The organism is Stappia sp. TSB10P1A, assembly GCF_900185725.1.
GTDB lineage: Bacteria > Pseudomonadota > Alphaproteobacteria > Rhizobiales > Stappiaceae > Stappia.
This window is the reverse complement of record NZ_FYAU01000029.1, coordinates 1-25,379: the sequence shown is the minus strand read 5'-3', so window position 1 is coordinate 25,379 and position 25,379 is coordinate 1. Positions and strand designations below refer to the sequence as shown.

General features: G+C 69.6%; 23 protein-coding genes and 1 tRNA gene. 11 read left to right on the top strand and 13 right to left on the bottom strand.

Going from position 1 to position 25,379, the window contains the following annotated elements:
* Positions 1 to 795 carry a molybdate ABC transporter substrate-binding protein gene (modA, locus tag TSB10P1A_RS13965; RefSeq protein WP_186388554.1) on the bottom strand — a complete coding sequence of 265 codons (795 nt, stop codon included), beginning with the start codon at positions 793 to 795 and terminating at the stop codon, positions 1 to 3.
* Positions 796 to 1,122: 327 nt separating this feature from the next.
* Here modA and TSB10P1A_RS13960 point away from each other — a divergent pair, with 327 nt between their 5' ends.
* Positions 1,123 to 2,007, top strand: coding sequence for a universal stress protein (locus TSB10P1A_RS13960; protein ID WP_186388553.1), 885 nt, complete (start codon positions 1,123 to 1,125; stop codon positions 2,005 to 2,007).
* On the opposite strand, the gene pdxH is transcribed toward TSB10P1A_RS13960, so the two are convergent.
* The gene (gene pdxH, locus TSB10P1A_RS13955; protein ID WP_186388552.1) at positions 1,998 to 2,633 is read right to left on the bottom strand and encodes a pyridoxamine 5'-phosphate oxidase; all 636 of its coding nucleotides are present in this window, start codon (positions 2,631 to 2,633) and stop codon (positions 1,998 to 2,000) included. The genes TSB10P1A_RS13960 and pdxH overlap by 10 nt on opposite strands.
* 298 nt (positions 2,634 to 2,931) lie before the next feature.
* Here pdxH and dnaK point away from each other — a divergent pair, with 298 nt between their 5' ends.
* The 4 genes from dnaK (at position 2,932) to TSB10P1A_RS13935 (ending at position 7,465) form a co-directional block, all read left to right on the top strand.
* Entirely contained in the window at positions 2,932 to 4,854 is a 1,923-nt protein-coding gene (gene dnaK / locus TSB10P1A_RS13950; RefSeq protein WP_186388551.1) for a molecular chaperone DnaK, read from the top strand.
* Between the two features lie 324 nt (positions 4,855 to 5,178).
* Positions 5,179 to 6,300, top strand: a complete 1,122-nt coding sequence (dnaJ, locus tag TSB10P1A_RS13945; RefSeq protein WP_186388550.1) for a molecular chaperone DnaJ — start codon at positions 5,179 to 5,181, stop codon at positions 6,298 to 6,300.
* A gap of 45 nt (positions 6,301 to 6,345) precedes the next feature.
* On the top strand, positions 6,346 to 6,774 hold the full coding sequence (locus TSB10P1A_RS13940) for a VOC family protein (RefSeq protein ID WP_186388549.1): 429 nt from the start codon (positions 6,346 to 6,348) through the stop codon (positions 6,772 to 6,774).
* 82 nt (positions 6,775 to 6,856) lie between these two features.
* Entirely contained in the window at positions 6,857 to 7,465 is a 609-nt protein-coding gene (locus TSB10P1A_RS13935) for a class I SAM-dependent methyltransferase (protein WP_186388548.1), read from the top strand.
* Here the strand turns inward: TSB10P1A_RS13935 and TSB10P1A_RS13930 are convergent.
* Positions 7,444 to 9,195: a SulP family inorganic anion transporter gene (locus TSB10P1A_RS13930; protein ID WP_186388547.1), complete on the bottom strand. Its 1,752-nt coding sequence runs from the start codon at positions 9,193 to 9,195 to the stop codon at positions 7,444 to 7,446. The two genes, TSB10P1A_RS13935 and TSB10P1A_RS13930, sit on opposite strands and share 22 nt — an antisense overlap.
* Positions 9,196 to 9,470: 275 nt before the next feature.
* On the opposite strand from TSB10P1A_RS13930, the gene TSB10P1A_RS13925 reads away from it, so the two are divergent.
* Positions 9,471 to 10,127 (top strand): LysE family translocator, encoded by a 657-nt coding sequence (locus TSB10P1A_RS13925; RefSeq protein ID WP_186388546.1) that lies wholly within the window; start codon positions 9,471 to 9,473, stop codon positions 10,125 to 10,127.
* Positions 10,128 to 10,139: 12 nt separating this feature from the next.
* Here TSB10P1A_RS13925 and phnE (TSB10P1A_RS13920) read toward each other — a convergent pair whose 3' ends face one another.
* The 4 genes from phnE (TSB10P1A_RS13920) to phnD all read right to left on the bottom strand — a co-directional run bounded on the left by phnE (TSB10P1A_RS13920) (position 10,140) and on the right by phnD (position 13,635).
* Positions 10,140 to 10,955, bottom strand: a complete 816-nt coding sequence (gene phnE, locus TSB10P1A_RS13920) for a phosphonate ABC transporter, permease protein PhnE (RefSeq protein WP_186388545.1) — start codon at positions 10,953 to 10,955, stop codon at positions 10,140 to 10,142.
* A gap of 1 nt (position 10,956) precedes the next feature.
* Positions 10,957 to 11,769 carry a phosphonate ABC transporter, permease protein PhnE gene (phnE, locus tag TSB10P1A_RS13915; RefSeq protein ID WP_186388544.1) on the bottom strand — a complete coding sequence of 271 codons (813 nt, stop codon included), beginning with the start codon at positions 11,767 to 11,769 and terminating at the stop codon, positions 10,957 to 10,959.
* A 3-nt stretch (positions 11,770 to 11,772) separates the two neighbouring features.
* On the bottom strand, positions 11,773 to 12,591 hold the full coding sequence (gene phnC, locus TSB10P1A_RS13910) for a phosphonate ABC transporter ATP-binding protein (RefSeq protein ID WP_186388543.1): 819 nt from the start codon (positions 12,589 to 12,591) through the stop codon (positions 11,773 to 11,775).
* A gap of 99 nt (positions 12,592 to 12,690) precedes the next feature.
* The gene (gene phnD, locus TSB10P1A_RS13905) at positions 12,691 to 13,635 is read right to left on the bottom strand and encodes a phosphate/phosphite/phosphonate ABC transporter substrate-binding protein (RefSeq protein ID WP_186388944.1); all 945 of its coding nucleotides are present in this window, start codon (positions 13,633 to 13,635) and stop codon (positions 12,691 to 12,693) included.
* 1,334 nt (positions 13,636 to 14,969) lie between these two features.
* Here phnD and TSB10P1A_RS13900 point away from each other — a divergent pair.
* From TSB10P1A_RS13900 to TSB10P1A_RS13885, 4 genes are all read left to right on the top strand, one after another.
* Positions 14,970 to 15,665 carry a GntR family transcriptional regulator gene (locus tag TSB10P1A_RS13900; protein ID WP_244293120.1) on the top strand — a complete coding sequence of 232 codons (696 nt, stop codon included), beginning with the start codon at positions 14,970 to 14,972 and terminating at the stop codon, positions 15,663 to 15,665.
* A gap of 28 nt (positions 15,666 to 15,693) precedes the next feature.
* Positions 15,694 to 16,494 (top strand): phytanoyl-CoA dioxygenase family protein, encoded by an 801-nt coding sequence (locus TSB10P1A_RS13895; RefSeq protein ID WP_186388542.1) that lies wholly within the window; start codon positions 15,694 to 15,696, stop codon positions 16,492 to 16,494.
* A 123-nt stretch (positions 16,495 to 16,617) separates the two neighbouring features.
* Positions 16,618 to 17,430, top strand: a complete 813-nt coding sequence (locus tag TSB10P1A_RS13890) for an SDR family NAD(P)-dependent oxidoreductase (protein WP_186388541.1) — start codon at positions 16,618 to 16,620, stop codon at positions 17,428 to 17,430.
* Positions 17,431 to 17,557: 127 nt separating this feature from the next.
* A complete protein-coding gene (locus TSB10P1A_RS13885) occupies positions 17,558 to 18,652 on the top strand; it encodes a linear amide C-N hydrolase (RefSeq protein WP_186388540.1) in 1,095 nt (364 codons plus the stop codon).
* Between the two features lie 24 nt (positions 18,653 to 18,676).
* On the opposite strand, the gene TSB10P1A_RS13880 is transcribed toward TSB10P1A_RS13885, so the two are convergent.
* The 3 genes from TSB10P1A_RS13880 to TSB10P1A_RS13870 all read right to left on the bottom strand — a co-directional run bounded on the left by TSB10P1A_RS13880 (position 18,677) and on the right by TSB10P1A_RS13870 (position 20,783).
* The gene (locus TSB10P1A_RS13880) at positions 18,677 to 19,654 is read right to left on the bottom strand and encodes a zinc metalloprotease HtpX (RefSeq protein ID WP_186388539.1); all 978 of its coding nucleotides are present in this window, start codon (positions 19,652 to 19,654) and stop codon (positions 18,677 to 18,679) included.
* 102 nt (positions 19,655 to 19,756) lie between these two features.
* The gene (gene msrA / locus TSB10P1A_RS13875) at positions 19,757 to 20,419 is read right to left on the bottom strand and encodes a peptide-methionine (S)-S-oxide reductase MsrA (protein WP_186388538.1); all 663 of its coding nucleotides are present in this window, start codon (positions 20,417 to 20,419) and stop codon (positions 19,757 to 19,759) included.
* A gap of 40 nt (positions 20,420 to 20,459) precedes the next feature.
* Entirely contained in the window at positions 20,460 to 20,783 is a 324-nt protein-coding gene (locus tag TSB10P1A_RS13870) for a hypothetical protein (RefSeq protein ID WP_186388537.1), read from the bottom strand.
* 499 nt (positions 20,784 to 21,282) lie between these two features.
* Between TSB10P1A_RS13870 and TSB10P1A_RS13865 the strand changes: the two genes are divergently transcribed.
* Positions 21,283 to 21,372: transfer RNA gene (locus tag TSB10P1A_RS13865), tRNA-Ser, on the top strand.
* A gap of 292 nt (positions 21,373 to 21,664) precedes the next feature.
* Here the strand turns inward: TSB10P1A_RS13865 and TSB10P1A_RS13860 are convergent.
* The 3 genes from TSB10P1A_RS13860 to TSB10P1A_RS13850 form a co-directional block, all read right to left on the bottom strand.
* A complete protein-coding gene (locus TSB10P1A_RS13860) occupies positions 21,665 to 22,252 on the bottom strand; it encodes a DUF4376 domain-containing protein (RefSeq protein ID WP_186388536.1) in 588 nt (195 codons plus the stop codon).
* Positions 22,249 to 23,280, bottom strand: coding sequence for a hypothetical protein (locus tag TSB10P1A_RS13855; RefSeq protein WP_186388535.1), 1,032 nt, complete (start codon positions 23,278 to 23,280; stop codon positions 22,249 to 22,251). The genes TSB10P1A_RS13860 and TSB10P1A_RS13855 overlap by 4 nt, the downstream gene beginning before the upstream one ends.
* Positions 23,273 to 25,379 (bottom strand): hypothetical protein (locus TSB10P1A_RS13850; protein ID WP_186388534.1); only part of this gene is annotated, 2,107 nt, incomplete at its 5' end. The genes TSB10P1A_RS13850 and TSB10P1A_RS13855, both read right to left, overlap by 8 nt.

Below are 25,379 nucleotides of genomic sequence, written 5' to 3'. Positions count from 1 at the left end.
TCACTCGTCCAGAACGACGAAGCCCTGTTTTTCGAAGGCGGCCCGGGCTTCGCCTCCGCGCAGATAGGCCAGCGCCGCGACGGCAGCGGGCTTGCCGCTCTGCGCCATCACCGCGGCAGGATAGACGATCGGCGGATGGCTGTCGGCGGGAAAGGTGGCGACGACCGTCACATTGTCCTCGGCGGCCGCGTCTGTCGCATAGACGATGCCGTAGGGCGCCTCGCCGGCGGCGACCAGCGCCAGCGCGGCCCGCACATTGTCGGCCTGCGCCACCTTCGGCGCGGCGGCCTGCCACAGGCCGAGGCTCTCCAGCGCCGCCTTGCCGTAGATGCCGGCCGGCACCGCGTCGACCAGCGCCATCGCCAGCCGGCCGTCGCCGAGCAAGGCGGCAAGGTCGAGAGCGGGGGAGATCTCGAGGGGAGAGGCGTCCCGGCCATGGGCGATCAGCACGATGGCGTTGCCGAGCAGGTCGACACGGGTTCCCGCCTGGACGAGACCATCGGCCTCGACCGTGTCCATCCAGTCGGAGTTGGAGGAGATGAAGAGGTCCGCCGGGGCACCGGCCTGGATCTGGCGCGCCAGGGCGGAGGAGCCGGCCAGCGACACGACCAGCCTGTCGCCGGTCGCCGCCTCGAAAGCCGGGGCGATCTCGTCCATCGCGGTCTTCAGGCTGGCGGCGGCAAAGACCAGCACGTTGTCCGCCCTCGCCGCGTCCGGGCCGGCGCCCAGCGCCAGCGTGACGGCGAGCAGCAGGGCCGACGGCCGCAGCCCGGATCGAAGAAAGGCAAAAGTCATCGGCGGGGTTCCCTCTCCCGTCCGTCGGGCTCGAAGACGAGGCGCAGGCGCACCCCGACCGTCTGGTCGTCCTTGTTCATGAGGCGGAGCCTAGTCGCTTTGCGGCGGGGAGGGAATCGGTCCTTGGACGGGGCCTCGGAAAACGGCCGATCCCTGCGTTCCCGCCTCGCATTTCGGCCAAACGGGGTTGGTCAAGTGGTTTTCCGGATCGCTTTCCCGACCCGCTGCGACGATATAGGCGTAGGCCGGTGACGTGACGGACCTGCGTCCGATCCGGAAAGATCGCCGCAAAGTTGGCCGGAAAGATCGAAGGGGAGCCCTGCACCGATGACCACGATCCTCGCCGCGACGGATTTTTCCACCCGTTCCGACCGGGCGCTGCGGCGCGCGGCGCTGCTCGCCCGGCGCAGCGGCGCCCGGCTCGTCCTCGTCCATACCGTCGACGACGACCAGGCCGAGCGCAAGATCGCCGCCGAGACGGCGGCGGCGACGGCGCTGCTGGCCGAGCAGGCGCGCACCTTCCGCGAGGTCGACGGGCTCGACTGCGAGGCAAGGGTCGTCACCGGCGCCCCCTTCGAGGGGGTGATCGCGGCGGCCCGGGAGGCGGAGGCGGGGCTGATCGTCGTCGGCCCGCATCGCCGGCGGCCGCTGATGGACACGTTCCTCGGCACCACGGCCGAGCGAATCATCCGCGCGAGCCCGGTTCCGGTGCTGATGGCGAACGGCGTTCCCGCCGCCGCCTATGCCCATGCCCTGTTCGCCACCGACCTGTCGGACTGTTCGGCGGAGGCGGCGCGGCGGCTCGCCGGCCTCGACCTGTGCCAGGGGGCGCAGCTTTCCGTGCTGTATCTGTTCGACGCGCCGGAAGTCCGGCTGATGCTGCGGTCCTCGATCTCGACGCCGAAGCTGCGGGCGCATCTTGCCGAGGTCGGCCGCAACGCGGCGGGCGAACTGTCCACCTTCGTCAGGGACACCGGCCTTGCCCCGACCGGCGAGGTCGTCCGCCATATCGAGACGCTGCCGGCGCATGACATCTGCAGCCGGGCGCGGGCGATCGGCGCCGACCTCGTGGTGGTGGGCACGCGCGGCCGAACCGGCCTTGCCGGGCTGGTGGTCGGATCGGTGGCGATGGAAGTGCTGCGGATCGCGACGGTCGACGTGCTCGCCGTGCCACCGGCCGCGGCCGGCGCGCAGGACGCGGCTCAGGGATAGAAGCGCTCGGTCACCCAGCCGCCCTCGGGCCGCTCGCGGCGGAAGATGTGGCGGTCGTGCAGGCGGAACGGCCGGTCCATCCAGAACTCGATATAGAGGGGGCGGATGCGGTAGCCGGTCCAGTGGTCCGGGCGCGGCACCTCGCCGATGGCAAAGCGCGCGGCGTATCTCGCCACCGCCTTTTCCAGCGCGAAGCGGCTTTCCAGCGGCCGCGACTGCTGGCTCGCCCAGGCGCCGATGCGGCTGTCGCGCGGCCGCGAGGCGAAATAGGCGTCGGCCTCCTCGGTTGTCACGAACTCGGCCGGACCGCGAAAGCGGACCTGGCGGCGCAGCGACTTCCAGTGCAGCACGCCGGCGGCCTGCATGTTCTCGGCCAGTTCGCCGCCCTTTTGCGACTGGGTGTTGGTGTAGAAGACGAAGCCGTTCTCGTCGAAGCCCTTGAGCAGGACCATGCGCACGTCCGGCAGGCCGTCGGCACCAGTGGTGGCCAGCGCCATGGCGTTGGGATCGTTCGGCTCCTTGGCGCTCGCCAGGTCCAGCCATTCGCCGAACAGCACGAAGGGATCGCCCGCCGCGACGCGGGTTTCCAGATCGTCCGGTTCCAGGTTTCCGGTGTCGCTGCTCATCTGTCGCTGCTCGCTGCTCGTTGGCTGTCGCTGTCCCGTCCGGGCGCGCCGGCCCGGCTCCACAGCCTTATATCGCAGCCCGGCGGCTTTGCCAGCCGCCGGGTGCGCGGCGCGCGCGGCCCGCCCGGCGCGCCAGCCTTGCGATGCGCAAGCGCCCAACATATATAGCGGTCACGTTCTGCCGACGTGTTCCGACATGCGGGCCCGCCCCGTAGCCGGCCCGTCACCATGAACCGAAAAGAGGGGCCGGTCCGATGCCGCAACGGGTCCGACCGGCTTGCTGGAAAGAGAGGGCAATATGGCAAAGGTCATCGGTATCGACCTCGGCACGACCAATTCGTGCATCGCCGTCATGGACGGCAAAAATCCCAAGGTGATCGAGAATTCCGAAGGCGCGCGGACGACCCCGTCCATGGTCGCCTTCAACGACGACGGCGAGCGGCTCGTCGGCCAGCCGGCCAAGCGCCAGGCGGTGACGAACCCGACCGGCACCCTGTTCGCGGTGAAGCGCCTGATCGGCCGCCGCTACGAGGACCCGACCGTCGAGAAGGACAAGAAGCTCGTCCCCTACGACATCGTGCGCGCCGACAATGGCGATGCCTGGGTCGAGGCGAGCGGCGAGAAGTATTCTCCCTCGCAGGTGTCCGCCTTCATCCTGCAGAAGATGAAGGAAACCGCCGAAAGCTATCTCGGCGAGAAGGTCGAGCAGGCGGTGATCACCGTTCCGGCCTATTTCAACGACGCCCAGCGCCAGGCCACCAAGGACGCCGGCAAGATCGCCGGCCTCGAGGTGCTGCGCATCATCAACGAGCCGACGGCGGCAGCTCTCGCCTACGGCCTCGACAAGAACGACGGCAAGACCATCGCGGTCTATGACCTCGGCGGCGGCACCTTCGACGTGTCGATCCTGGAGATCGGCGACGGCGTCTTCGAGGTGAAGTCGACCAACGGCGACACGTTCCTCGGCGGCGAGGACTTCGACATGCGCCTCGTCGACTACTTCGCCTCGGAGTTCAAGAAGGACCAGGGCATCGACCTGAAGAACGACAAGCTCGCGCTGCAGCGCCTCAAGGAGGCGGCCGAGAAGGCCAAGATCGAGCTGTCCTCCTCGTCGCAGACCGAGATCAACCTGCCCTTCATCACCGCCGACGCCTCCGGGCCGAAGCACCTGACGATGAAGCTGACCCGCGCCAAGTTCGAGAGCCTTGTCGAGGATCTCGTCCAGCGCACGATCGAGCCGTGCAAGGCCGCGCTCAAGGATGCCGGCATCGTCGCCGGGCAGATCGACGAGGTCGTCCTTGTCGGCGGCATGACCCGCATGCCGAAGATCCAGGAGGTCGTCACCACCTTCTTCGGCAAGGAGCCGCACAAGGGCGTCAACCCGGACGAGGTCGTGGCCATGGGCGCGGCGATCCAGGCCGGCGTGCTGCAGGGCGACGTCAAGGACGTGCTGCTGCTCGACGTGACCCCGCTGTCGCTCGGCATCGAGACGCTGGGCGGCGTCTTCACCCGCCTGATCGATCGCAACACGACGATCCCGACCAAGAAGAGCCAGACCTTCTCCACCGCCGAGGACAACCAGACCGCCGTGACGATCCGGGTGTTCCAGGGCGAGCGCGAGATGGCGGCGGACAACAAGCTGCTCGGCCAGTTCGACCTGGTCGGCATTCCGCCGGCGCCGCGCGGCGTGCCGCAGGTCGAGGTGACCTTCGACATCGACGCCAACGGCATCGTCAACGTGTCGGCGCGCGACAAGGGCACCGGCAAGGAGCAGCAGATCCGCATCCAGGCCTCGGGCGGCCTCAGCGACGCCGACATCGAGAAGATGGTCAAGGACGCCGAGGCGCATGCCGACGAGGACAAGAAGCGCAAGGCGCTCGTCGAGGCGAAGAACCAGGGCGAGGCGCTCGTCCACTCGACCGAGAAGTCGCTGAAGGACTATGGCGACAAGGTCTCGGCCGACGAGAAGGGTGCCATCGAGACGGCCATGGCCAATCTGAAGTCGGCGCTGGAGGGCGACAACCTGGAGGATATCCAGGCCAAGACCCAGGCGCTGGCCGAAGCCTCGATGAAGCTCGGCGAGGCGATGTACAAGGCGGCCCAGGCGGCCGAGGACGCCGGCGAGAGCGCTGCCAGCGACGACGCCTCCAGGGCGGATGACGACGTGGTCGACGCGGACTTCGAGGAAGTGCGCGACGAGGACGACAAGAAGTCCGCCTGACCTGACTGAGCGGCGACGCGGCCCCCCGGTGTCGGGATGCGCCGCGCCGCCGGCCTGCCGGAACGGCATGGTTCCGGCCGCCAAGGAGCGGGTAAGGGCAGCGGGCCTTTCGTCCGGCTGCCCTTGTCCGTGTTCGATCCCCGTTCCGCCGCGCGGAGCGGCCGAGTTCCCCCGCTGGCGCCCAGGCCGGCGCGACCCAGACGCTGGAGAGTGACATCCGGATATGAGGCAGCCGATCCTCCCCCCCCTTGCGGCGCCCCTCGCGCCACCGCCCGGCGCCGCTCCCCGTGCCGTCATGGCGGGGCGACGTGACGGAACATCCTGATGGAAAAGCGCGACTATTACGAAGTCCTCGGCGTTGCCCGCGACGCGGACGGCACGGTGCTGAAGAGCGCCTATCGCAAGCTGGCCATGCAGTATCACCCGGACCGCAATCCGGGCGACGCGGAGGCGGAGAACCGCTTCAAGGAGGTCAGCGAAGCCTATGACACGCTGAAGGACGAGCAGAAGCGCGCCGCCTATGACCGCTTCGGCCATGCCGCCTTCGAGAATGGCGGCTTCGGCGGCGGGCGCGGCGGCCCCGGCGACTTCGCCTCGGCCATGTCCGACATTTTCGACGAGTTCTTCGGCATGTCCGGCGGGCGGCGCGGCGGCCGCGATCGCGGCGCGGACCTGCGCTACAATCTGGAGATCTCGCTGGAAGAGGCCTTTGCCGGCAAGACGGTGGAGATCGAGGTGCCGACCTCGATCACCTGCGAGACCTGTTCCGGCTCCGGCGCCAAGCCCGGCAGCGCCCCGACCATCTGCCGCGTGTGCGGCGGCTCGGGCCGGGTGCGCGCCTCGCAGGGCTTCTTCACGCTGGAGCGCACCTGCACCGCCTGCCAGGGCCGCGGCCAGGTGATCTCCGACCCCTGCCCCGACTGCCATGGCGCCGGCCGCAAGACCGTCAACCGCACCCTGTCGGTGAACATTCCCGCCGGCATTGAGGACGGCACCCGCATCCGCCTCGGCGGCGAGGGCGAGGCCGGCCTGCGCGGCGGCCCGTCCGGCGATCTCTACATCTTCCTGTCGATCCGCCCGCACGCCTTCTTCCAGCGCGACGGGGCGGACCTCTATTGCCGGGTGCCGGTGTCGATGACGACGGCCGCGCTCGGCGGCCAGTTCGAGGTGCCGACGCTCGGCGGCGAGACCATGCGGGTCAAGGTGCCGGAGGGCACCCAGACCGGCAAGCAGTTCCGCCTCAAGGGCAAGGGCATGCCGGTGATGCGCTCGCAGCAGCTCGGCGATGCCTATATCCAGGTGACGGTGGAGACGCCGACCAACCTGACCCGCCGCCAGCGCGAGCTGCTGGCCGAGTTCGAGCAGGAATCCTCCGGCGAGACCCATCCCGAGTCGCATGGCTTCTTCGCGCGGGTGAAGGACTTCCTCGACACGCTCGGCAAGTGAGGGTCGCAACCGGGGCGATCCGAGGGGGCACGGAACGGAGGGACGATGTTCTCCTATGCGACACTCGGGACAAGCGATCTGGCCCGGTCGATCCGCTTCTATGACGCGCTGATGGCGATCCTCGGCGAGCCGCGCTGCTGGAGCGGCGAGACCGGCGCGGCCTGGGGCTCGTTCGACGATCCGGCGCACGGCGCGCTGGTGGTCGGCGCGCCGTTCGACGGCCGGGAGGCCTCGGTCGGCAACGGCGCGATGCTGGCGCTGCGCGCCTCCTGCGAGGCGATGGTCCGGCAGCTCCATGCCGCGGCCCTTGCCCATGGCGGCAGCGACGAAGGCGCGCCGGGCCCGCGCCCGCAATACGGGCCGGCGTTCTTCGGCGGCTATGCGCGCGATCCCGACGGCAACAAGCTGGCCTTCGTCTTCATGCGGCCGATCGCGGCGGACACGAACCAGGGTCAGGACCGCTTCCTGCCTTGATTTCACCACGGCCGGGGACCACCTTGGCGGGTGGAGCAGGGTGCAAGCCCGTCTCCGGGTTTCGAAAGGGATGGATTTCAGCATGCTCAGCACGCCCGCGCGCAAGGTCAAAGGCCTGTCCACCAAGGTCGCCGACGAGCTGCGCTTCATCCGAAGCTGGGCGGAAAAGCCGCTCACCACCGGGGCGGTCAGCCCCTCCGGACCCGATCTGTCGCGCCGCATGGCAAGCTTCGTGGAGGCCGAGCGCCCCGGCCCGGTGCTGGAACTCGGCCCCGGCACCGGCGTCGTCACCCATGCCATTCTCGAACGCGGCATCGCCCAGGACCGGGTGATCGCGCTGGAATACAGCGAGGATTTCTGCCGCCTGCTCGCCCGCCGCTATCCCGACATGAGGATCGTGCGCGGCGACGCCTACCGGCTGCGCGAGACGCTGGCCGATGTCGAGCCGGGCACGCTCGCCAGCATCGTCTCGTCCATGCCGCTGTTCTCGCGCCCCCGGGAAGAGCGCCGGGCGCTGTTGATGCAGGCCTTCGATCTGCTGCAGCCCGGCGCCCCGTTCATCCAGTTCTCCTATGCCCTGGTGCCTCCGGTGGCGCCGGAGCCGCGCGTCTTCTCGGTGCAGCGCAGCGGCTGGATCCTCAAGAACCTGCCGCCCGCGCGGGTGTGGGTCTACCGCCGCACCTCCGCCTGAGGCACGGCCCGCAGGGCCGCCATCGCCGCCTCGACATCGGCGGCGAACGTCACCTTCGGCGGCACCAGTCCCTGCGCCACCAGCGGGCGGCGCAATCCCTTCTCCAGACCGCACAGCACCACGTTGATGCCCCGCCGTGTCGCCTTGTCGACCAGGCCGGCCACCGTATTGGCCGCGGTCGAATCAAGGAAGGGCACCGCCGAGAAGTCGATGACCAGCGCCCGGTGGGTGTCGGCGATGCGCTCCAGCACCGAGCCGATCGACGCGGCCGCGCCGAAGAAGAACACGCCGGTGATGCGGTAGACGACCACCTGCGGGTCGGCCGCCGCCCCGTCATAGGGCAGGCCGCCGTCGGCGCTGGTGTCCGCCTGGTCCTCCGAAACCAGCGGCAGCCGACGCACCCCGGCGATCTGCGACATGCGGTGGATGAACAGGACCGAGCCAAGCGCGAAGCCGGTGACGATGGCCTCGGTCAGGTCGCGGAAGATGGTCAGCAGGAAGGTGACGGCGAAAACCAGCGTCTCGCCGCGCGAGGTGCGCAGCAGCATGGTGATGGCATGGCGCTCGGCCATGTTCCAGGCGACCACCGCCAAAAGGCCGGCAAGGCTCGCCAGCGGGATGTAGGACGCGAGCGGCGCGGCCAGCAGCATGAAGGCGAGCAGGAACAGGGCGTGCAGCATGCCGGCGACAGGGCCGATGGCGCCGGCGCGGACATTGGTTGCGGTGCGGGCGATGGTGCCGGTGACGCAGAAGCCGCCGAACAGCGCCGAGCCCATATTGGCGACGCCCTGGCCGACCAGCTCGCAATTCGACCGGTGACGGCGGCCGGTCATGCCGTCGGCGACCACGGCGGAGAGCAGCGATTCGATCGCGCCGAGCAGGGCGAAGGAGACCGCCGCCGGCAGCACCGCGACGATCCGCTCGAAGGAGATGTCCGGCAGGGCGGGCACCGGCAATCCGCTCGGAATGCCGCCGAAGCGCGAGCCGATGGTGTCGACCGGCAGGCCCGCCGCCCAGGTGACCAGCGAGGCGAGGGTGACGGCGATGAGCAGGCCCGGCCAGTGCGGCCGCCAGCGCTTCAGCCCGAGAATGACCGCGATCGTGCCGCCGGCGAGCAAGGCTGCGGCCGGCTCGAAACCGGGCAGCGCCCGCCACAGCACCGGCAGCTTTTCCAGCAAGGGACCCGGTTCCGGCCCGTCCAGCGTCAGGCCGAAGAGATCCTTCACCTGCGAGGCGAGGATGATGACGGCGATGCCGGCGGTGAAGCCGACCGTCACCGGCCAGGGGATGAACTTGATATAGGTGCCGAGCCGCAGCGCGCCGACGCCGATCAGGATCAGGCCGGACAGGAAGGTCGCGAGGATCAGCCCCTCGACCCCGTGCTGCATCACCGTCGCGGCGACCAGCACGATGAAGGCCCCGGCCGGACCGCCGATCTGGAAGCGGCTGCCGCCCAGCGCCGAGACCAGGAAGCCGCCGACGATGGCGGTGTAGAGCCCCTGCGCCGGGGCGACGCCGGAGGCGATGGCGATCGCCATGGACAGCGGCAGCGCGACGATGGCGACGGTCAGGCCGGCGATCGCATCGGCCCTGAGCGCGGCAAGGCCATAGCCCTCCCGGAACACGGTGACGAGCTTGGGGGTGAACAGGGCCGCCGGATCGGGTGCGGCGGATTGGGAGTGGGGACGATGCGCGGAGGGCTTGCGCGCATCCTGTCCGGTGGCGGTCATCGCGGATCTCATATGTCGGGGGGCCCGTCGGTCGGCGGGCTATGGTGATAGAGCAGCATCCGCCCCCGGCCTCCGCAAGAGCAATACGCGAAAATACCTAACGCTCTCGTCAGGACCGCGGCGCGGCAGGCCCCCAGGACACGGGACACGGGGCACGTGAAAGCTCCTCACCGCCGGTTGAGAGGAAAGCGCTTGGCCGGCCGGCGGAGCCATGCGATCCCTTGCGGATGCCGCCCCGCGCCCTTGCGGGCACCGCTCTCGTCAGGATGCTGCCGATGGATCCGCTCTCCGCCGTTCTCGCCTTCTCGCTTGCCGCCGCGCTGCTGACGCTGACGCCCGGCCTCGACACCGCCCTGGTGCTGCGCACGGCGGCGGTGGAAGGGCCGGGACAGGCGATGCTGGCCGGCGCCGGCGTCTCGACCGGCGTTCTCGCCTGGGGGCTGATGGCCGCGCTCGGGCTCGGCGCGGTGCTCGCGGTTTCGGAGACCGCCTATCTGCTGCTGCGGATCGCCGGCGCCGTCTATCTGCTGTGGCTCGGCTTCGGCATGCTGCGCGCGGCGCTGTCGCCGGAGCGGGCGCGGCACCTGGCGGCGATGGCGAGCGCCAAGGGGGCCGGCGGAACCGGCGGCGGCGGCCGCGGCTGGTACTGGCGCGGGCTGCTGACCAACCTGCTCAACCCGAAGGTCGGCGTGTTCTATGTCAGCTTCCTGCCGCAGTTCACTGCCGAGGGCGTGCCGGTGGTCGCCTTCAGCGTCGGCCTTGCCGCGATCCACGCGGCGATGGGGATCGCCTGGTTCGCGCTGCTGACCCTGGCGACGCGACCGATCACCGGCCTGCTCAAGCGCCCGGCGGTGACCCGCTCGCTCGACGGGTTGACCGGCGCGGTGCTGATCGGCTTCGGCCTGCGGCTGGCGCTGGAGCGGCGGAGCTGATCCGCAGCCCCGTCAGATGATGGCGTGGCGGACCTTGGCCGAGACCCACTCGCTGAACACCACCGTCGCCAGGATGACCAGGAGGATCGTCGTCACCTGCGGCCAGGCCAGCACGTTGAGCGAGGCCTGGAGCTGCAGGCCGAGGCCGCCGGCGCCGACAAGGCCGAGCACCGCGCTCTCGCGGATGTTGATGTCCCAGCGGAACACCGAGATGCCCCAGAAGGCGGGCGCGATCTGCGGCCAGTAGCCGTAGTTGAGCAGTTGCGCGCCGCCGGCGCCGGTCGCCTGGATCGCCTCGATCTGGCTTGCCTCCGTCTCCTCGATCGCCTCGTAGAGCAGCTTGCCGACGAAGCCGATGGAGCGCAGCGCGATGGCGATGATGCCCGCGAGCAGGCCGGGGCCGAGGATCGAGACGAGCAGCAGCGCCCAGATCAGCGAGTTGATCGAGCGCGAGGCGACGATGATGAACAGCGCGATCGGCCGGGCGATCAGCAGGCTCGGCGAGGTGTTGCGCGCGGCCAGGAAGGCGATGGGCGTGGCGATGACGACCCCGAGCAGGGTGCCGAGCGTCGCCATGTTGATCGTGTCCCATAGCGGCCAGAGCAGCCGCTCGATATAGGCAAGGCGCGGCGGGAACATGCGCGAGCCGATGTCGGCCGCCTGTTGCGGGGCATCGAGGACGAAGAGCCAGATCGTGTCCCTGGTCATCACCTGCCAGCACCAGACGGTGAGGGCGACCAGGGCGAACCAGCCGGCCCACAGGGCAAGACGGGCGCGCGGGGTGCGCAGGCGCCAGACCGGGCCGTTCTCGGTTTGCGTCACCGGCATGTCACTGCACCCACTTGCGGATATGGCTGGAGGAATATTCGGCAAACATCACCACGACGATGATGATCAGCAGGATGGCGCCGGCGCTGTCATATTCGTAGCGGTCGATGGCGGTGTTCAGCGTCGCGCCGATGCCGCCGGCGCCGACGATGCCGATCACCGCGCTTTCGCGGAAGTTGATGTCGAAGCGGTAGAGCGACAGGCCGATCAGCCGCGGCATCACCTGCGGCTGGACGGCATAGTTGACCAGTTGCCACCAGGAGGCGCCGGTGGCCCGGATCGCCTCGGCCTGGGCCTCGTCGATGTCCTCGATGTCCTCGGCCAGCAGCTTCGCCAGGAAGCCGATGGTGGCGAAGGACAGGGTCAGGAAGCCGGCAAAGGGTCCGAAGCCGAACATCGCCACCAGCAGGATGGCAATGATGATCTCCTGCAGGGCGCGGCTCGCGGCGATGATGCCGCGGCAGACGTAATAGACCGCGCGCGGGGCGATGTTGCGCGCCGCGCCGATGCCGATGGGGACGGAGATCAGCACGCCGGCCACGGTCGAGGTGACCGTCATGGTCAGGCTCTCGATCATGCCGGCGCGGATGTCCTTCCAGCGGCTGGTGAAGTCCGGCTGCAGGAAGCCCTGGACGAAGCGCCAGCCGCGGTCGAGCCCGTCCCACACGCGCATCCAGTTGACCTCGACCGAGCCGATGGCCAGCACCAGATAGACGAGGATGGCGGCGTAGAGCCCGTAGCGCCAGCGCGGATCGGGGATCATCGTCGCCGGGCGGCGCCAGCGGCGGGGATAGGCCTTGGCGGTGGCGGTCATGGCTCAGACCATCCCGGCCATGCGCTCGGCCGCGTCGCGCTCGGCATGGTGGTCCTCCTCCGCCGCGCGGCGCATGGCGGTCCAGTCCTCCTCGCCATAGATGCGGGTGAGCACGCTTTCGTCCAGCAGCTCCGGGGCGCCGTCGAACACGACCTCGCCGGCCCGCAGGCCGATGATGCGCTGGGTGAACTGCTGGGCCAGCACCACGTCGTGGATGTTGATGATCGCCGGCAGGTCCTGCTCGGCGCAGATCTCGACGATCAGCCGCATGATCTGGCGCGAGGTCTTGGGGTCGAGCGAGGCGGTCGGCTCGTCGATCAGCAGCAGTTCGGGATCCTGGGCGAGCGCGCGGGCGATGCCGACCCGCTGGCGCTGGCCGCCGGACAGGGCGTCGGCGCGCTTGTCGGCATGGTCGATCAGGCCGACCCGGTCGAGCAGGCGGAAGGCGTTCTCCACGTCCTCGCCGGGAAAGCGGCGCAGGAAGGAGCGCCAGAAGCCGACATAGCCGAGGCGGCCGGACAAGACGTTCTCCATCACCGTCAGCCGCTCCACCAGGGCGTATTCCTGGAAGATCATGCCGATCCGCCGCCGCGCCCGTCGCAGGTCGCCGGCCGGCAGCGCGGTGATGTCGAGGTCCCCCAGCAGCACCCGGCCCTCGGTCGGCTCGACCAGGCGGTTGATGCAGCGGATGAGGGTCGACTTGCCGGCGCCGGACGGGCCGATCAGGCCGAGCACCTGCCCTTTCGGCACGGTGAAGCTGACCGACCTCAGCGCCTTGTCACCGGTCTTGTAGGTCTTGGTAAGCGCGTCGACTGTCAGCATGCGGGGATCCGGGGAGAGGGCCAGGTCTGTCGGGCCGGGAGGCCGGTCATGTCGGGGCCGGGCGCGGAGACAGGTCGCCGCGCCCGGCCGGCCAGAGACTTACTGGCAGGTGTAGGACACGCCGCTCGCCTCGTCGATCTGACGGATGACGGCCCAGGTGTCCTTGAAGGTGATCGGGATGAACTGCGCCTCGCCCGACTTGGAGAATTCCTTCTCCAGCGACGAGCCCTCCCACTTGAAGCTGAAGAAGCCTTCCTTGATCTTCTCCTGCAGCTCCGGCGTCAGGTTGTGGGCGATGCCGTAGCCGGTGGTCGGGAAGGTCTGCGACTTGTAGATGGTCACGATCTGCTCGGGCTTGACCACCTCGCGCTCGATCATCCGGGTCATCACCGAGTTGGCGATGGCGGCCGCCGGGTAGTCCTTGTTGGCGACGCCGAGGATCGAGTTGTCATGCTTGCCGGAGAAGGCCGGCTGGTAGTCGGTGCCGGCGACGAGGCCATATTCCGCCTGCAGCAGGGCGGAGGGCGCCTTGAAACCGGAATTCGAGGTCTCGGAGGTGAAGGCCAGCGTCTTGCCCTTGATGTCCTCGACCTTTTCGATGCCCGAGCCCGGATAGGTGATGATTTCCATCTCGTAGCCGAAGGAGCCGTCGGCCTTGGCCATCATGGTGAAGGGGCGGAAGCCGGCGCAGGCGACGGCGAGCGGGTTGGAGCCGGTGTTGAAGCCGGCGATATGCAGGCGGCCGGCGCGCATCGCCTCGATCTGGGCGGCGTTCGACTGCACCGGGAAGAACTGCACCTTCTTGCCGGTGACGCTCTCCATATGAGCCAGGAAATCGGCCCAGGCTTCGGCATAGACGGCCGGGTCCTCGACCGGGGTATAGGCGAAGATCAGCGTCGAGGGGTCGACCTGCTGGGCGGGATCGGAAGGAATGTCGGCGATCATGTCGCCGTCGGCATCGGTGTAGCGGCTGTCGAGCTTGAACTCGGCCTGTGCCGGAGTGGCGGCCATCAGGCCGGCAAGCAGGGCGGCAACGCTCGCCATGCCGGCGAGCTTCGTCAGGTGCATGGTCATCTACGTTCCTCCACTGGGGCGCGGTCTGCATCCATTAGGGACCGGATGTCTGTTATGCGTCCTGTGTGAAGGCTGGATGACAACACAACCCCGTCAAGTCTGTAAGCCGGCGAAGCTTTCCTCAGGTTGCACTGCCCGGCACCGCGAAACACCCGCCTCGCCTGCGCTCGCCGCCCCCTGCACGCCGCACCCGTCATCCCCGCGTCTTCCCGGACGGCGCGCCCACGCCGAACCGGGACGACATCCTGCGGGCGGGGCGGACGACGTGCTTTCCTCGCCGCGTTGCGAAAGACGGCCGGGAGGGAGGCACGACCTCACCCCATCTCGGATGGTCACCCCCCCCCGGTCGCACGCAAGCACGCGCCGGTCATCCCACCCACCGATGTCACCCCGGCCGCAGGCGAAGCCGGAGAGCCGGGGTCTATTGGCTGCCAGAGCGGCGGCGAGGGCACACGCCCCCTCCCGCGTCATCCCGCACGCAGCGAAGCGGAGATGCGGGATCGGGGAGCCACGGCGCTCACGGGGGCTTTCGGGAGCACGTCCGACAGGCCTCGGCTCGCCGGTTCCGGGTCGCGGCTTCGCCTTGCCCGGAATGACGCTGGGAAAGGTGGGCGGCCGGGGCGCGGCCGGAGGAGACCCGAGGACGCGGCCCGAGAAAGCACCGCGAGGACGCGGCCCGCACGAATTTTTGGAATTCCGAATTCCGATGCGATTGACAGGCCGCCGCCGATGCGGCAGGGTGAGGTCAACGGAATTTGGAATTCCGAATTCCTCTAGCGGGTACCGTCGCTTCCCTTCGGCCCCGCCGCTCCGTGCGACCCGGCAGCGTCACTGGCCTCTCGCCAGTCTTTCGCCGGTATTTACGCCGGAGCGTCGACCCATTTCGCCGGCCCTGCCGGCAACCGGGCTCCGTTGGCCCCATCGCCAGACCGCCGGCCGGTCCGGCTCCGCTCCAGCCGGCCCCGAACCGGCGAGGCGGATCCCGGACGCCGCGGAGACAGCGGAGGACACGGCCTCTCGCCGTGTCAGGGACAGGTCCGTCCCCAAGGGCCGCGCCGCCGGGTGCCCGATGCGGGCCTCCCGAACTCTACCCGCGGTGCGTCCGGCGGCGCGGCAGTCCTTGTGATCCCAACGGGGTGATCCCGGCGGGGTGATTCCGGCGGGGCGAACCGTGCCCATTGCCCGGCGGGCGTTCGGCGTGGGATGAGACGACGGCTGCGGTCGGGCGACCGCGCCAGCACTGGGGCACCAGGGGGGGCGCCAAGGGGAGACGCCAAAGGGGAGCGCCAAGGGGGACGCAAGGCATGTCCATGGAACTCATCGACCAGAGCCCGATCCTGGTGGACCGCGTCTACGACCGGCTGCGGCAGGCCATCGCGCTGGCGGACCTTGCCCCCGGCGAGCGCATCCGCCAGGCGGAGCTCGCCGAACGGCTCGGCGTGTCGCGCCAGCCGGTCAGCCATGCGCTGCAATTGCTCAAGCGCGACGGGCTGGTCGAGGAGACCGGCCGCAAGGGGCTGAAGGTCACCGAGATCGACCCGGTGCATCTGCGCCAGATCTACCAGGTGCGCGCGGCGCTGGACGGGCTCGCCGCCGGGCTCGCCGCCGCCCGCGTCGCCGAGGGCACCGTCCCTGAGGCGGAGCTGCGCCGGCTGGCCGCGATCCTGAAGCAGGCCGAGCGCTTCGACGGCGACACCCCGGTCGCCGAGCGGATTTCGCTCGACGTCGCCTTTCACAACCAGGTCATCGTCCTGTCCGGCAACCGCCGGATCGCCGAGACGCTCGAGCCGCAGTTCTCGCATATGACGCGGTCGATGCGGCTGGTGCTCGACATCGGCGGCTTCCGCGAGACGGCGTGGGAGCAGCATCGGGAGATCGCCCGCCTGATCGAGGCCGGCGACAGGGCCGCGGAAGAGGCCGCAAGAGCCCACGCGGAAAATGCCGGACGGGAGACGGAGGCCCGTCTCACCGCCGGGCGAACGCTGAGGAACACGGCCTGAGCGCCGTGGCGAAGAGGAGGAACGCCACATGAAACTGACACAGGAGCAACTCGACGAGTTCAACCGGGAGGGATACCTGTTCCTGCCCGAGGCCTTCTCTCGCGAAGAGGTCGAGGTTCTGCGCGAGGCCGCCAATGGCATCTTCGACGAGGACCGCAAGGAGATCTGGCGCGAGAAGGACGGCTCCCCGCGCACGGCCTTCGCCTGCCACACCTACAACGAGGCCTTCCGCCTGCTCGGCCGCCATCCGCGGCTGATCGAGCCGGTGCGCCAGATCTTCGGCGAAGAGCTGTACATGCACCAGTTCAAGGTCAACGCCAAGGCCGCCTTCACCGGCGACGTCTGGCAGTGGCACCAGGACTTCCCGACCTGGCACAAGGACGACGGCATGCCCGAGCCGCGGGCGATGAACATCTCCGTGTTCCTCGACGACGTGCTGCCGATCAACGGTCCCTTGATGCTGATCGCCGGCTCGCACACCCATGGCCAGCTCAAGTCGGAATACGACACGACGACCACCAGCTACGGCCTGTGGACGCTCGACAACGACACGGTCACCGAGCTTGCCGCCAAGGGCGGCATCGTCGCCCCGACCGGCAAGGCCGGCGGGTTGCTGATCCACCACGGCAATCTGGTGCATGGCTCGTCGGGCAACATCACGCCCTATCCGCGCAAGATCGTCTACCTGACGCTCTCCACCGTCTCCAACGCGATCCGCAAGCCGACCCGGCCGGACTATATCGCCCATCGCGATTTCACGCCGATCGAGCCGGTGGAGGACGATGCCCTCGCCCGCTACGCCCAGTCCTTGCGCCAGGCGGCGGAATAGCCTCTCCTTCGCGAGCGGCCGGAGCGGCGGCGACCCGTCCGCTCCGGCTTTCCTTGCGATCCGGGACGGGCCCCACCCGCCCCGGACTTTTCGCGTCAAGGCAGCACAACGGACGGTTTCCACATGACAGATAGTTCGGCTGGCCGACTGGCCGGCAAGGTCGCCCTCGTCGTCGGCGCCGGGTCGTCCGGAGAGGGCTGGGGCAACGGCAAGGCGGCGGCAGTGCTTTTCGCGCGCAGCGGCGCGCGCATCCTTGCCGTCGACCGCAATGAGCGCGCGGCGGCGGAAACGCGCGACATCATCCGCTCGGAGGGCGGCACCTGCGAGACGGCGCAGGCGGACGTCTCGGCCTCCGCCGAGGTCGCGGCGATGGTCGAGGCCTGCCTGTCCCATTTCGGCCGTATCGACATCCTGCACAACAATGTCGGCATCTCGGAAACCGGCGGGCCGGTGGAGGCCTCCGAGGAGAGCTGGAACCGGGTGATCGCCGTCAACCAGACCAGCGTCTTCCTCACCTGCAAGCATGTGCTGCCGGTGATGGAGCGCCAGCGAAGCGGCGCCATCGTCAATGTCGCCTCGATCGCCGCCTCCCGCTATATCGGCTTTCCCTATGCCGCCTATTCGGCCTCCAAGGCGGCGATCGTCGGGCTCACCCGCAACATCGCCCTGCAATATGCCCCGCTCGGCATCCGCGCCAATTGCGTGTCGCCGGGGCTGATGAACACGCCGATGATCCGCAAGCCGCTCGCCGCCGCCTATGGCGGAGAAGACGAGATGATCGCCCGGCGCGATGCGCAATGCCCGATGGGGCACATGGGCGATGCCTGGGACACCGCCCATGCGGCGCTGTTCCTCGCCTCGGACGAGGCCCGCTACATCACGGCGCAGGAGCTGGTGGTGGACGGCGGGCTGACGGCAACCTGCGTCGCGCCATAGGCGCTCGCCCGTGCAGCCATAGGTTTTACCGGCTTGCCGGACGCCGCCGCCGCCCTCTACCATGGCGGCGGCCGTCCGTTTCGGGGCGGCGCAGTCGCCCCCCACAAGGCTCGCCGAAAGGTCCCCCATGCCCCGCACGCCGTTTTCCGCCCGCGCCCGCCACCTCGGCACGCGCATCAGCGCGCGTATCGCGCTCGCCGCGCTCATCGCCACCGGCGGCGTTGCCCTTGCCGAGGCCTGCACCCGCCTCGTCTATCACGGCGCCGGCGACACGGTGATCACCGCCCGGTCGATGGACTGGAGGACCGAGATCGCCACCAACCTGTGGGTGATGCCGCGCGGCATGGAGCGCAGCGGCGAGGCCGGGCCGAACTCGCTGAAATGGACCTCGAAATACGGCAGCGTCATCGCTTCGGGCTATGACATATCGACCACGGACGGGGTCAACGAGGAGGGCCTTGCCGTCAACCTCCTTTGGCTGGCCGAGTCCGAATATCCCGAGCTGAACGGTGACCGCCCGGGCCTGACCATCGCCGCCTGGGGCCAGTATGTGCTCGACAATTTCGCCAGCGTCGCCGAGGCGGTCGCGGTGCTGGAGACGGAGCCCTTCACCATCGTCACCGACAGCGTGCCCGGCGAGGACCGGCTTGCGACGCTGCACCTGTCGATGTCGGATGCCAGCGGCGACAGCGCCATCGTCGAATATATCGAGGGCCGCCAGGTCATCCATCACGGCCGCCGCTACACGGTGATGACCAATTCGCCGACCTTCGACGAGCAGTTGGCGCTCGCCGAATACTGGCGCGGCATCGGCGGCACCGTGTTCCTGCCCGGCACCAACCGCGCCGCCGACCGCTTCGCGCGGGCGAGCTTCTATGTCGAGGCGATCCCGCGGCCCGAGGATCCCAACCGGGCGGTCGCCAGCGTCTTCAGCGTCATCCGCAACGTCTCGGTGCCCTTCGGCATCACCACGCCGGACCAGCCGAACATCTCCTCCACCCGCTGGCGCACGGTCGTCGACCACCAGCGGCTGCTGTATTTCTTCGAATCCGCCCTCACCCCGAACACGTTCTGGGTCGACCTGAAGCAGATCGACTTTGCGCAAGGCGCGCCGGTGCGCAGGCTCGACCTCGGCCCCGACCAGCAGCACATCCATTCGGGCGATGCCACGGCGGACTTTGTCGAGGCCGAGCCGTTCCGCTTCCTCGGCCTGCCGGAATAGGCGCGGCTGGCCCGGCCAGAGGCGTCAGTACCAGGTGCCGAACCGGCTCAGCCGGCGGCGCGGCGCGCCGGTGTCGGGCACCGGCGAGCGGCCCGCCACATGCGGCATCGCCTCGACCGGCAGCCAGTCCTCCGGCACCGCGCGCAATTCGCGCAGCCGCCGCACCCGCTCGCCGGTCTCCGGATGGCTGCGCAGGACCGAGGGGTCGGGGATGCGGGCGCCCTGCGGCAGCGCCGCCTCCCACATCCGGCCGTGAATGCGCTCCAGCTTCATCAGCGCGCTGGCAAGGCCGTCCGGATCGCCGGTCAGCGAGGCGGCGCCGACATCGGCGTCGAATTCGCGGGTGCGCGACAGGGCAAGCTGCACCATCGTGCCCAGCGTCGGCGCCACCACCAGCAGCAGCACCGTGACCCAGGGCACGCCGGCGCCGCCGGCCAGCGCCTCGGGCAGGTTGACCAGCACCAGGGCCAGGCCGAACAGCGACATGATGCCGGTCATCCGGGCGACCATGTCGGCCATCGCCATGACATGGATGTCGCCATGCGCCACATGGGCGAGTTCATGCGCCATCACGCCGACGAATTCGCGCGGGGTCAGGCGGACCAGCAGCCCTTCGGTGAGGCAGATGGCGCTGTCCTCGCGGGTGCCGGTCGAGAAGGCGTTCACCAGCCGGCTCGGCACCAGGTAGAGCTTCGGCATGCGCGGCAGGCCGGCGCGCTGCGCCAGCAGCCGGACGATCGTATGCGCATCGGGAAAGGCGGCCGCCGTCATCTCCCGCGCGCCGTAGAGATGCAGCACCAGCGCGGAGGAGAAGCGCGCCGCGACCAGCACCGACAGCGCCCCGCCGAGCGCCGCCCACAGCACCCCGTCGGGGCCGGCCAGCGTCCAGGCGGTCAGGGTGAGCAGCAGCACCGCGCCGGCCCCCAGCAGCAGCGTGTGCAGACGGTTGCGCCGCAGATGGCGGGCACGCACGAGCGGATCGATGCCGGGAGCAGGTCTCATCGTCCGACTATGGCCCGAGCCGGGGCGGCTGCATAGCCGCCGCGTCGCGCGTCCCGCCCGCCCGCACCGGATCGCCGGCAACGGCTTGTCGCAAGAGGCGACCTAAACGTCCAGCCCGGCCGGGCAGGCGACGCCGGTGCCGCTGAGGCCGCAATAGCCGCCGGGATTCTTGTCGAGATATTGCTGGTGATAGTCCTCGGCGAAGTAGAACGCGCCGACCGGCTTCACCTCGGTGGTGATCGCGCGCGAATGGCCGGCCGCCTTCAGCGCCGCCGCATAGGCCGCGCGCGAGGCCTCCACCGCCGCCGCCATCCCGCTTCCTTCCGCGCAATAGATCGCCGAGCGGTACTGGGTGCCGGTGTCGTTGCCCTGGCGCATCCCTTGCGTCGGGTCGTGGCCCTCCCAGAACGCCTTGAGCAGCGCCTCGCGCGACAGCCGCGCGGTGTCGAAGACCACCCGCACCACCTCGGCATGGCCGGTGCGCCCGGTGCAGACCTCGTGATAGGTCGGGTTCGGCGTGTGGCCGCCGGCATAGCCGACGGCGGTGACGAGAACGCCCGGCAGGGTCCAGAACAGCCGCTCGGCGCCCCAGAAGCAGCCGAGGCCGAGCAGCACCTCGTCCTCGCCGGCGCCGGGGGCAAGATCGAGCGGGCGGCCGAGCACGGTATGGATGCCCGGGGTCATGATCGGCTCGCTGCGGCCGGGCAGCGCCATCGCCGGGTCGACCAGGGAAAACTTGTTGCTGAGCATGGTCATGAACGACATGGATGCCTCCTTTTGGGCGAGACGCCGGGACGGCGTCAGGTCAGGCGATGCCGGCCCGCCTGCGGCGGCCGCGGCCGAGGTCGCCGATCCACAGCAACAGGAAGCCGAGCGGGCCGACGATCACCCAGGCCGGCTGCACCAGCAGCGTCAGCACCACCGGATCCCAGACGAGCGGGTTGACCTCGCTCTGGACGAAGGCCTGGGCGGCGGCAAGGCTGCCGGGCGCGAAATCGAACCAGTACTGGCCGAAGGGCGTCGCCGACCAGGCGCCGGCGGCGATGGTGGCGGTGCCGTCGACGACGAGCGCCACCAGCGCCAGGGCGACGAACCAGAGCCCGAGAAGCCGCAGGAAAAGTCTGACCATCGTCCCGTTCCGGATCCATCCACCACGAAAGCCCGCGGCCCGCCGGGCCGGAGTTGCCGGGCCGCTGCCGCCCGCCTGACGCGCCTGCCTGTCACGCCTGTCCCGCGCCAACCGGGTGTCGCCAACCCCAAATGGGGCTCGTCCCGGCCGTTGACCGTCAGCCCGGATACGCGCGCAGCCGCGATCCGGACCATAGCCCGCCGGGCGCGTCCAGGCGACAGCAAAGCACGCGAAAACGGCGACAATGCGCAGGTGGGCGTGCCGCCGGGCCCCGTCGTCCGGCCGGCGTCTTGCGGCCCTCCGCGTGCCCGTGTTGAAAAGCGCTCAGGGACATGGATGAAGGCTTGAACTTGGCCGCGCCGTCAGTATATTGCGCGACTTGCGGGCCGGATCGGTCCGGCCCCGTGCCGCTTCGGCACCTGCGCCGGCTGCGGTCTTTCTCCCGCACGAGGACCGCCGAAACGCCTGCTGCGCAGGCCTCTTCGGACGGGCCGGCTGCGGAGAGGTGGCCGAGTGGTTTAAGGCGCACGCCTGGAACGCGTGTATACGGGAAACCGTATCGAGGGTTCGAATCCCTCTCTCTCCGCCACTCTTTCGCTCACGGCAGTCTCGCTTCGCTCGACGCCTTTCGCGGGGGCGGCCTTTCGGCCGGTCACGGGATCTATGCGACACCGGCCTCGCGCATGATCCATCGGCGGAATTATAGCGCGCAAAATCGTTTGTCATTTCGCGCAAGAACGGATGACAACAGTTTCGCCCGCGACGGCAAGCCTTCCTCGCCGCCACCGTCGGCGCGCTTCAAAGCGCCTTCGAAAGCCGTTCGCAGGCGATCACGTAGTAGGCCTCCTCGCGCTCGCAGCCGACGAACCGCCGGCCGCTCCTTACTTTGGATTGATGCCCGGCTCAGGCTCGGGGTCCGGCTCAGGGTCCTCTTCCGGCTCGGGCTTGGGCTCTGGCGCCGCGAAGGCCACTTCCACCGCCTCCCGTGTGACGATCACGCCGGCCTCGATCTCCGCCGCCACCGCCGCCTCGATGGCGAAGGAAGCGCGCACATGCTCGCGCACGGCCAGGGCGAGGTCCTGGACGTCCGCGTTGGTCAGCTCCCGGAACAGGCCGTCTGCAAATTTCCACGGCTCGCCGTCAAGCCGGCTTCCGCTCGTGACCGCCACGTGCTCGGCCAGGACCTTGGTCTGGCTCTGCCGATCGGTGTGCACGGGCCAGCCGCGCCACTCCATCCCGCCCACTTCCGCGCGCCACCTCAGATCGGCGGCCAGGGCGATCAGCTCGGCCGGCAAAGGCGCCGGGGCGGGAGGCCGGCTAAACCCCGTGTCGGCGTCGTGCAGGTCGCCGATCGCGGCGTCATCGGCATCGGTCAGATAGCCATCACCCACCATGAAATCCGGTCCCGCCATGATGATGTTGACGACGATGCCGCCGACCACATGCGCGCGCGCCATTACTTCGCTCATCCGATCACCCTCACTCTGACTTCGCCGCGCGCGCCCGGCCCTCCGCCGCCGCCGCCGCCACCGGGGGGCGATCCGGCCTCGCCGCTGCCGCCGCCGCCCTTGCCGCCGAACAGCGAGGTCCCGCCGGGCTGACTGCCGCCGCCGGGACCTGCGCCGCCGCCGCCACCACCATAAGCGGCGGCGGCGCCGACACCGGAGCCCCCCGCCCCACCACCGAACGTCACCCCCCACAGCGCTCCGTTGCCGCCATTGGTGCTGGCGGAGCCACTGACGCCTGCCGAGCCCCATCCACCACCGCCACCGCCACCTTGGGCACCAGCGCCGCCGCTCCAGCCGCCGCCGCCGCCATAGGCGGACAGATGCGAGCCGAACGAGCTCGCACCGCCGGTGCCGCCGGGCTGGGTGTTGGCGACGCCGCCGGCGCCGACCTGCACGGGCTCGGAGGCGCCGAGCTCGCCGAGGCGCATCCAGCGCCAGACATAGGCACCGCCGCCGCCGCCGCCGCGATAGGTGTTGGAGTTGTTGGAGCCGCCGCCGCCGCCCCAGGCCTCGATCAGCGCCAGGGCGTCTGGACTGAGGCCCGTGGGCTTCGTCCACGTCCCGGACGCGGTAAACGCCTGGTAGTCGAGCGTCGCCGAGCCGCCGCCGCCGCTACCGCCGACGAGCCTGAATGCCCCTGCGATGAACACGGCGAGGTACACGGTGCCCGCCATGAATTCGGCCTGCGCCAGCGGGCCGCCGTCCGCCTTTGTCAGGTCGTAATAGGGGTTGCTTGCGTGGATGCGCAGCCGCGTTGGCCCGGTGTTGGAGACGCTCGGCCGGAGATAAAACGCCATGCCGGCGACGACGTCCGCGTCCAGCACCGGGTCCACCTCGGCCGTGTAGTCGTTGCCGGCGTTCGTCAGCGTGACGGGCCGCATCACGCTCGCATCGAACAGCATCCCGATCTTCGACGCGACCGCATCCATGTAGGACGCCCCCGTGACCGGCGGCGGCGAGATTGAGGTCGGAAGCTTGCGATCAGCCATTGATGGCCTCCCATATCTGTGGCGCCTCATCCACCGCCGTGATTTGCGCGGTGAGGCCTTTGCCGTTGCGGATCTCAGAGACGATCATCCGCCGGTACTCGCGGTCGATCGTGCCGACCACCACGAGGCAGCCGGCATCGATCGCCGGCTGCCCGGCGACGATCACGTTGGGGACGGGAGTGGCGAATATCAGCGTGTCGGTGGTGCCGGGCGCCGTGGACAGCGCATGCACGCTCGTCGACCCGTCGCCGCGCCGGATCGCGATGCCCGTGCGCGTCCCCACGTCGAGCATGTCCGGGACAGCCAGCAGGTTTGCGGTCACCACCATGTCGGCCGTGTTGGCCACCTCGATCGTGCAGTCGAGCACGATGCCGGTCACATTGCCGCCCGACGTGGTGACGCTCACGATCCGGCCGTATTGGCTGTGCCGCGTCAGTACGTCGTGATTGACCGCGATCAGCGATCCGCGCCGGCAGCGGATCGCCTCGGCCGGCGCGGTGAAATCGTAGAAGGCACTGCGATGCTCCGCCTGCGCCAGGTCGAAGGCGGCGCGACGCCGCACCTTGTCCTCATCGACCAGGCCCTCATAGCTCACCTGCTCGGTGCGTGCGTCCGTGCCCACCGCGCCGCGACGATAGACGATCACCTGCCTCTCGCGGCCGTGCTCGATCGCGTCTTTCCAGGTCGCCCGGAGGCCGGCCGGCAGGCGTGCGAACGCCCGCGTCCACCGGAACCGCGACATGTTGCGCGGGGAAAAAACCTGAACCGGCGCCTCGGCCGACCTGTCGCGGTCACGGATCACCCCCCACACCTCCGATTGATAGGGCCGCGCGTAGCCGCAGCTCGCGATGATCCTCAGCAGGTCGGACAGGCTCTCGCCCTCCGCCACCATGTCGCAAGTATAGGAGCTGTCGTAGCAATCGCTGCGCCACGCCAGGATGCCGTCGAGATCGACTACGTCGAGCGGGATCGGGTCCGCATTGAGCCGACCGGTCATCGCCTCCAGCAGCCACGGCGCCGGGTTGCGGCTGGGCGCGAGCACATGCACAGACTGGCGCGATGTGTCGTGCTGCCGCCACCCCGGCCAGACCCGCAGGGAGCTGGCGTCGGCCGGGGCTGACCAGTTGACCGGCACGACAGGGATGCCGGCGACGGCCCAGACGTTCGCGGACGAGGGGCGCAGATAGCCGCCGGCATCCGCATCACCGTAGATGGAGCCACCCAACGGGCCTCCTCCCGTCGTGTGCGCTTCGCCGATGAGGACCCCGTCGATCCACAGCCGGACCCGGCCGGGGCCTATCCGGATGTCCCAGGCAACTCGGTGCACCGCGCCGTCGAATGGCAGCATTTCGACGGGGAGACTGACGATCACCGTGTTCCAGGTGTTCGATGTGGTCGCCGGATTGCCGCTACCCGCCCGGAGGATGAGGCGGCGCGCTGCATCTACAAATAGCGATGACCCCCACCCGGTGCCGCCTTCTTCCCACAGCACCGACCATGGCGCCGGCTCCGCCGGCAGGCGAACGTCGCACTCGAAGGCGATGGAGGCGGCCTTGTTGAAAGTGCCGTTGGGAATAGCTGTCACCGGTGCAACCGTTATTGGCGCAACGTGCTGCCGATCCGCCCAGACCCGCAGGGTGCTGGCGCCGGCGCGGTCGCTCCACCACACGCCGCCCGATGCCACGCCGGCAAAACTGCCGTCGCCGGTGGATGGCCGCAGATACCCGCCCCAGTCGCTGCCCGCATAGACATTTCCCGACAGCGGACCTCCGCCCGTCGTAAATGCCTCCCCGAGCAGGACGCCGTCGATCCACAGCCGGACCCGGCCGGGGTTGATCCGGATATCCCAGGCGATCCTGTGCACCTTGCCATCGGCGCCGACCGGCACCTTGAGCACCGCGGTGGTGGCATCGCTCGCCTGCACGGAGGGAGAGCCGCTGCCGGCCCGCAGTACCATCTGTCCGGAACTCGCGATGTAGACGGCGGCGCCGATCCCGGTCCCGCCGTCTTCCCACAGCACCGATCGCGCGGCTGGCGCCACCGGCAGGCGGACATCGCACTCGAACGCGATGTTCTTGGTCTTGTCGAACGTTCCGTCC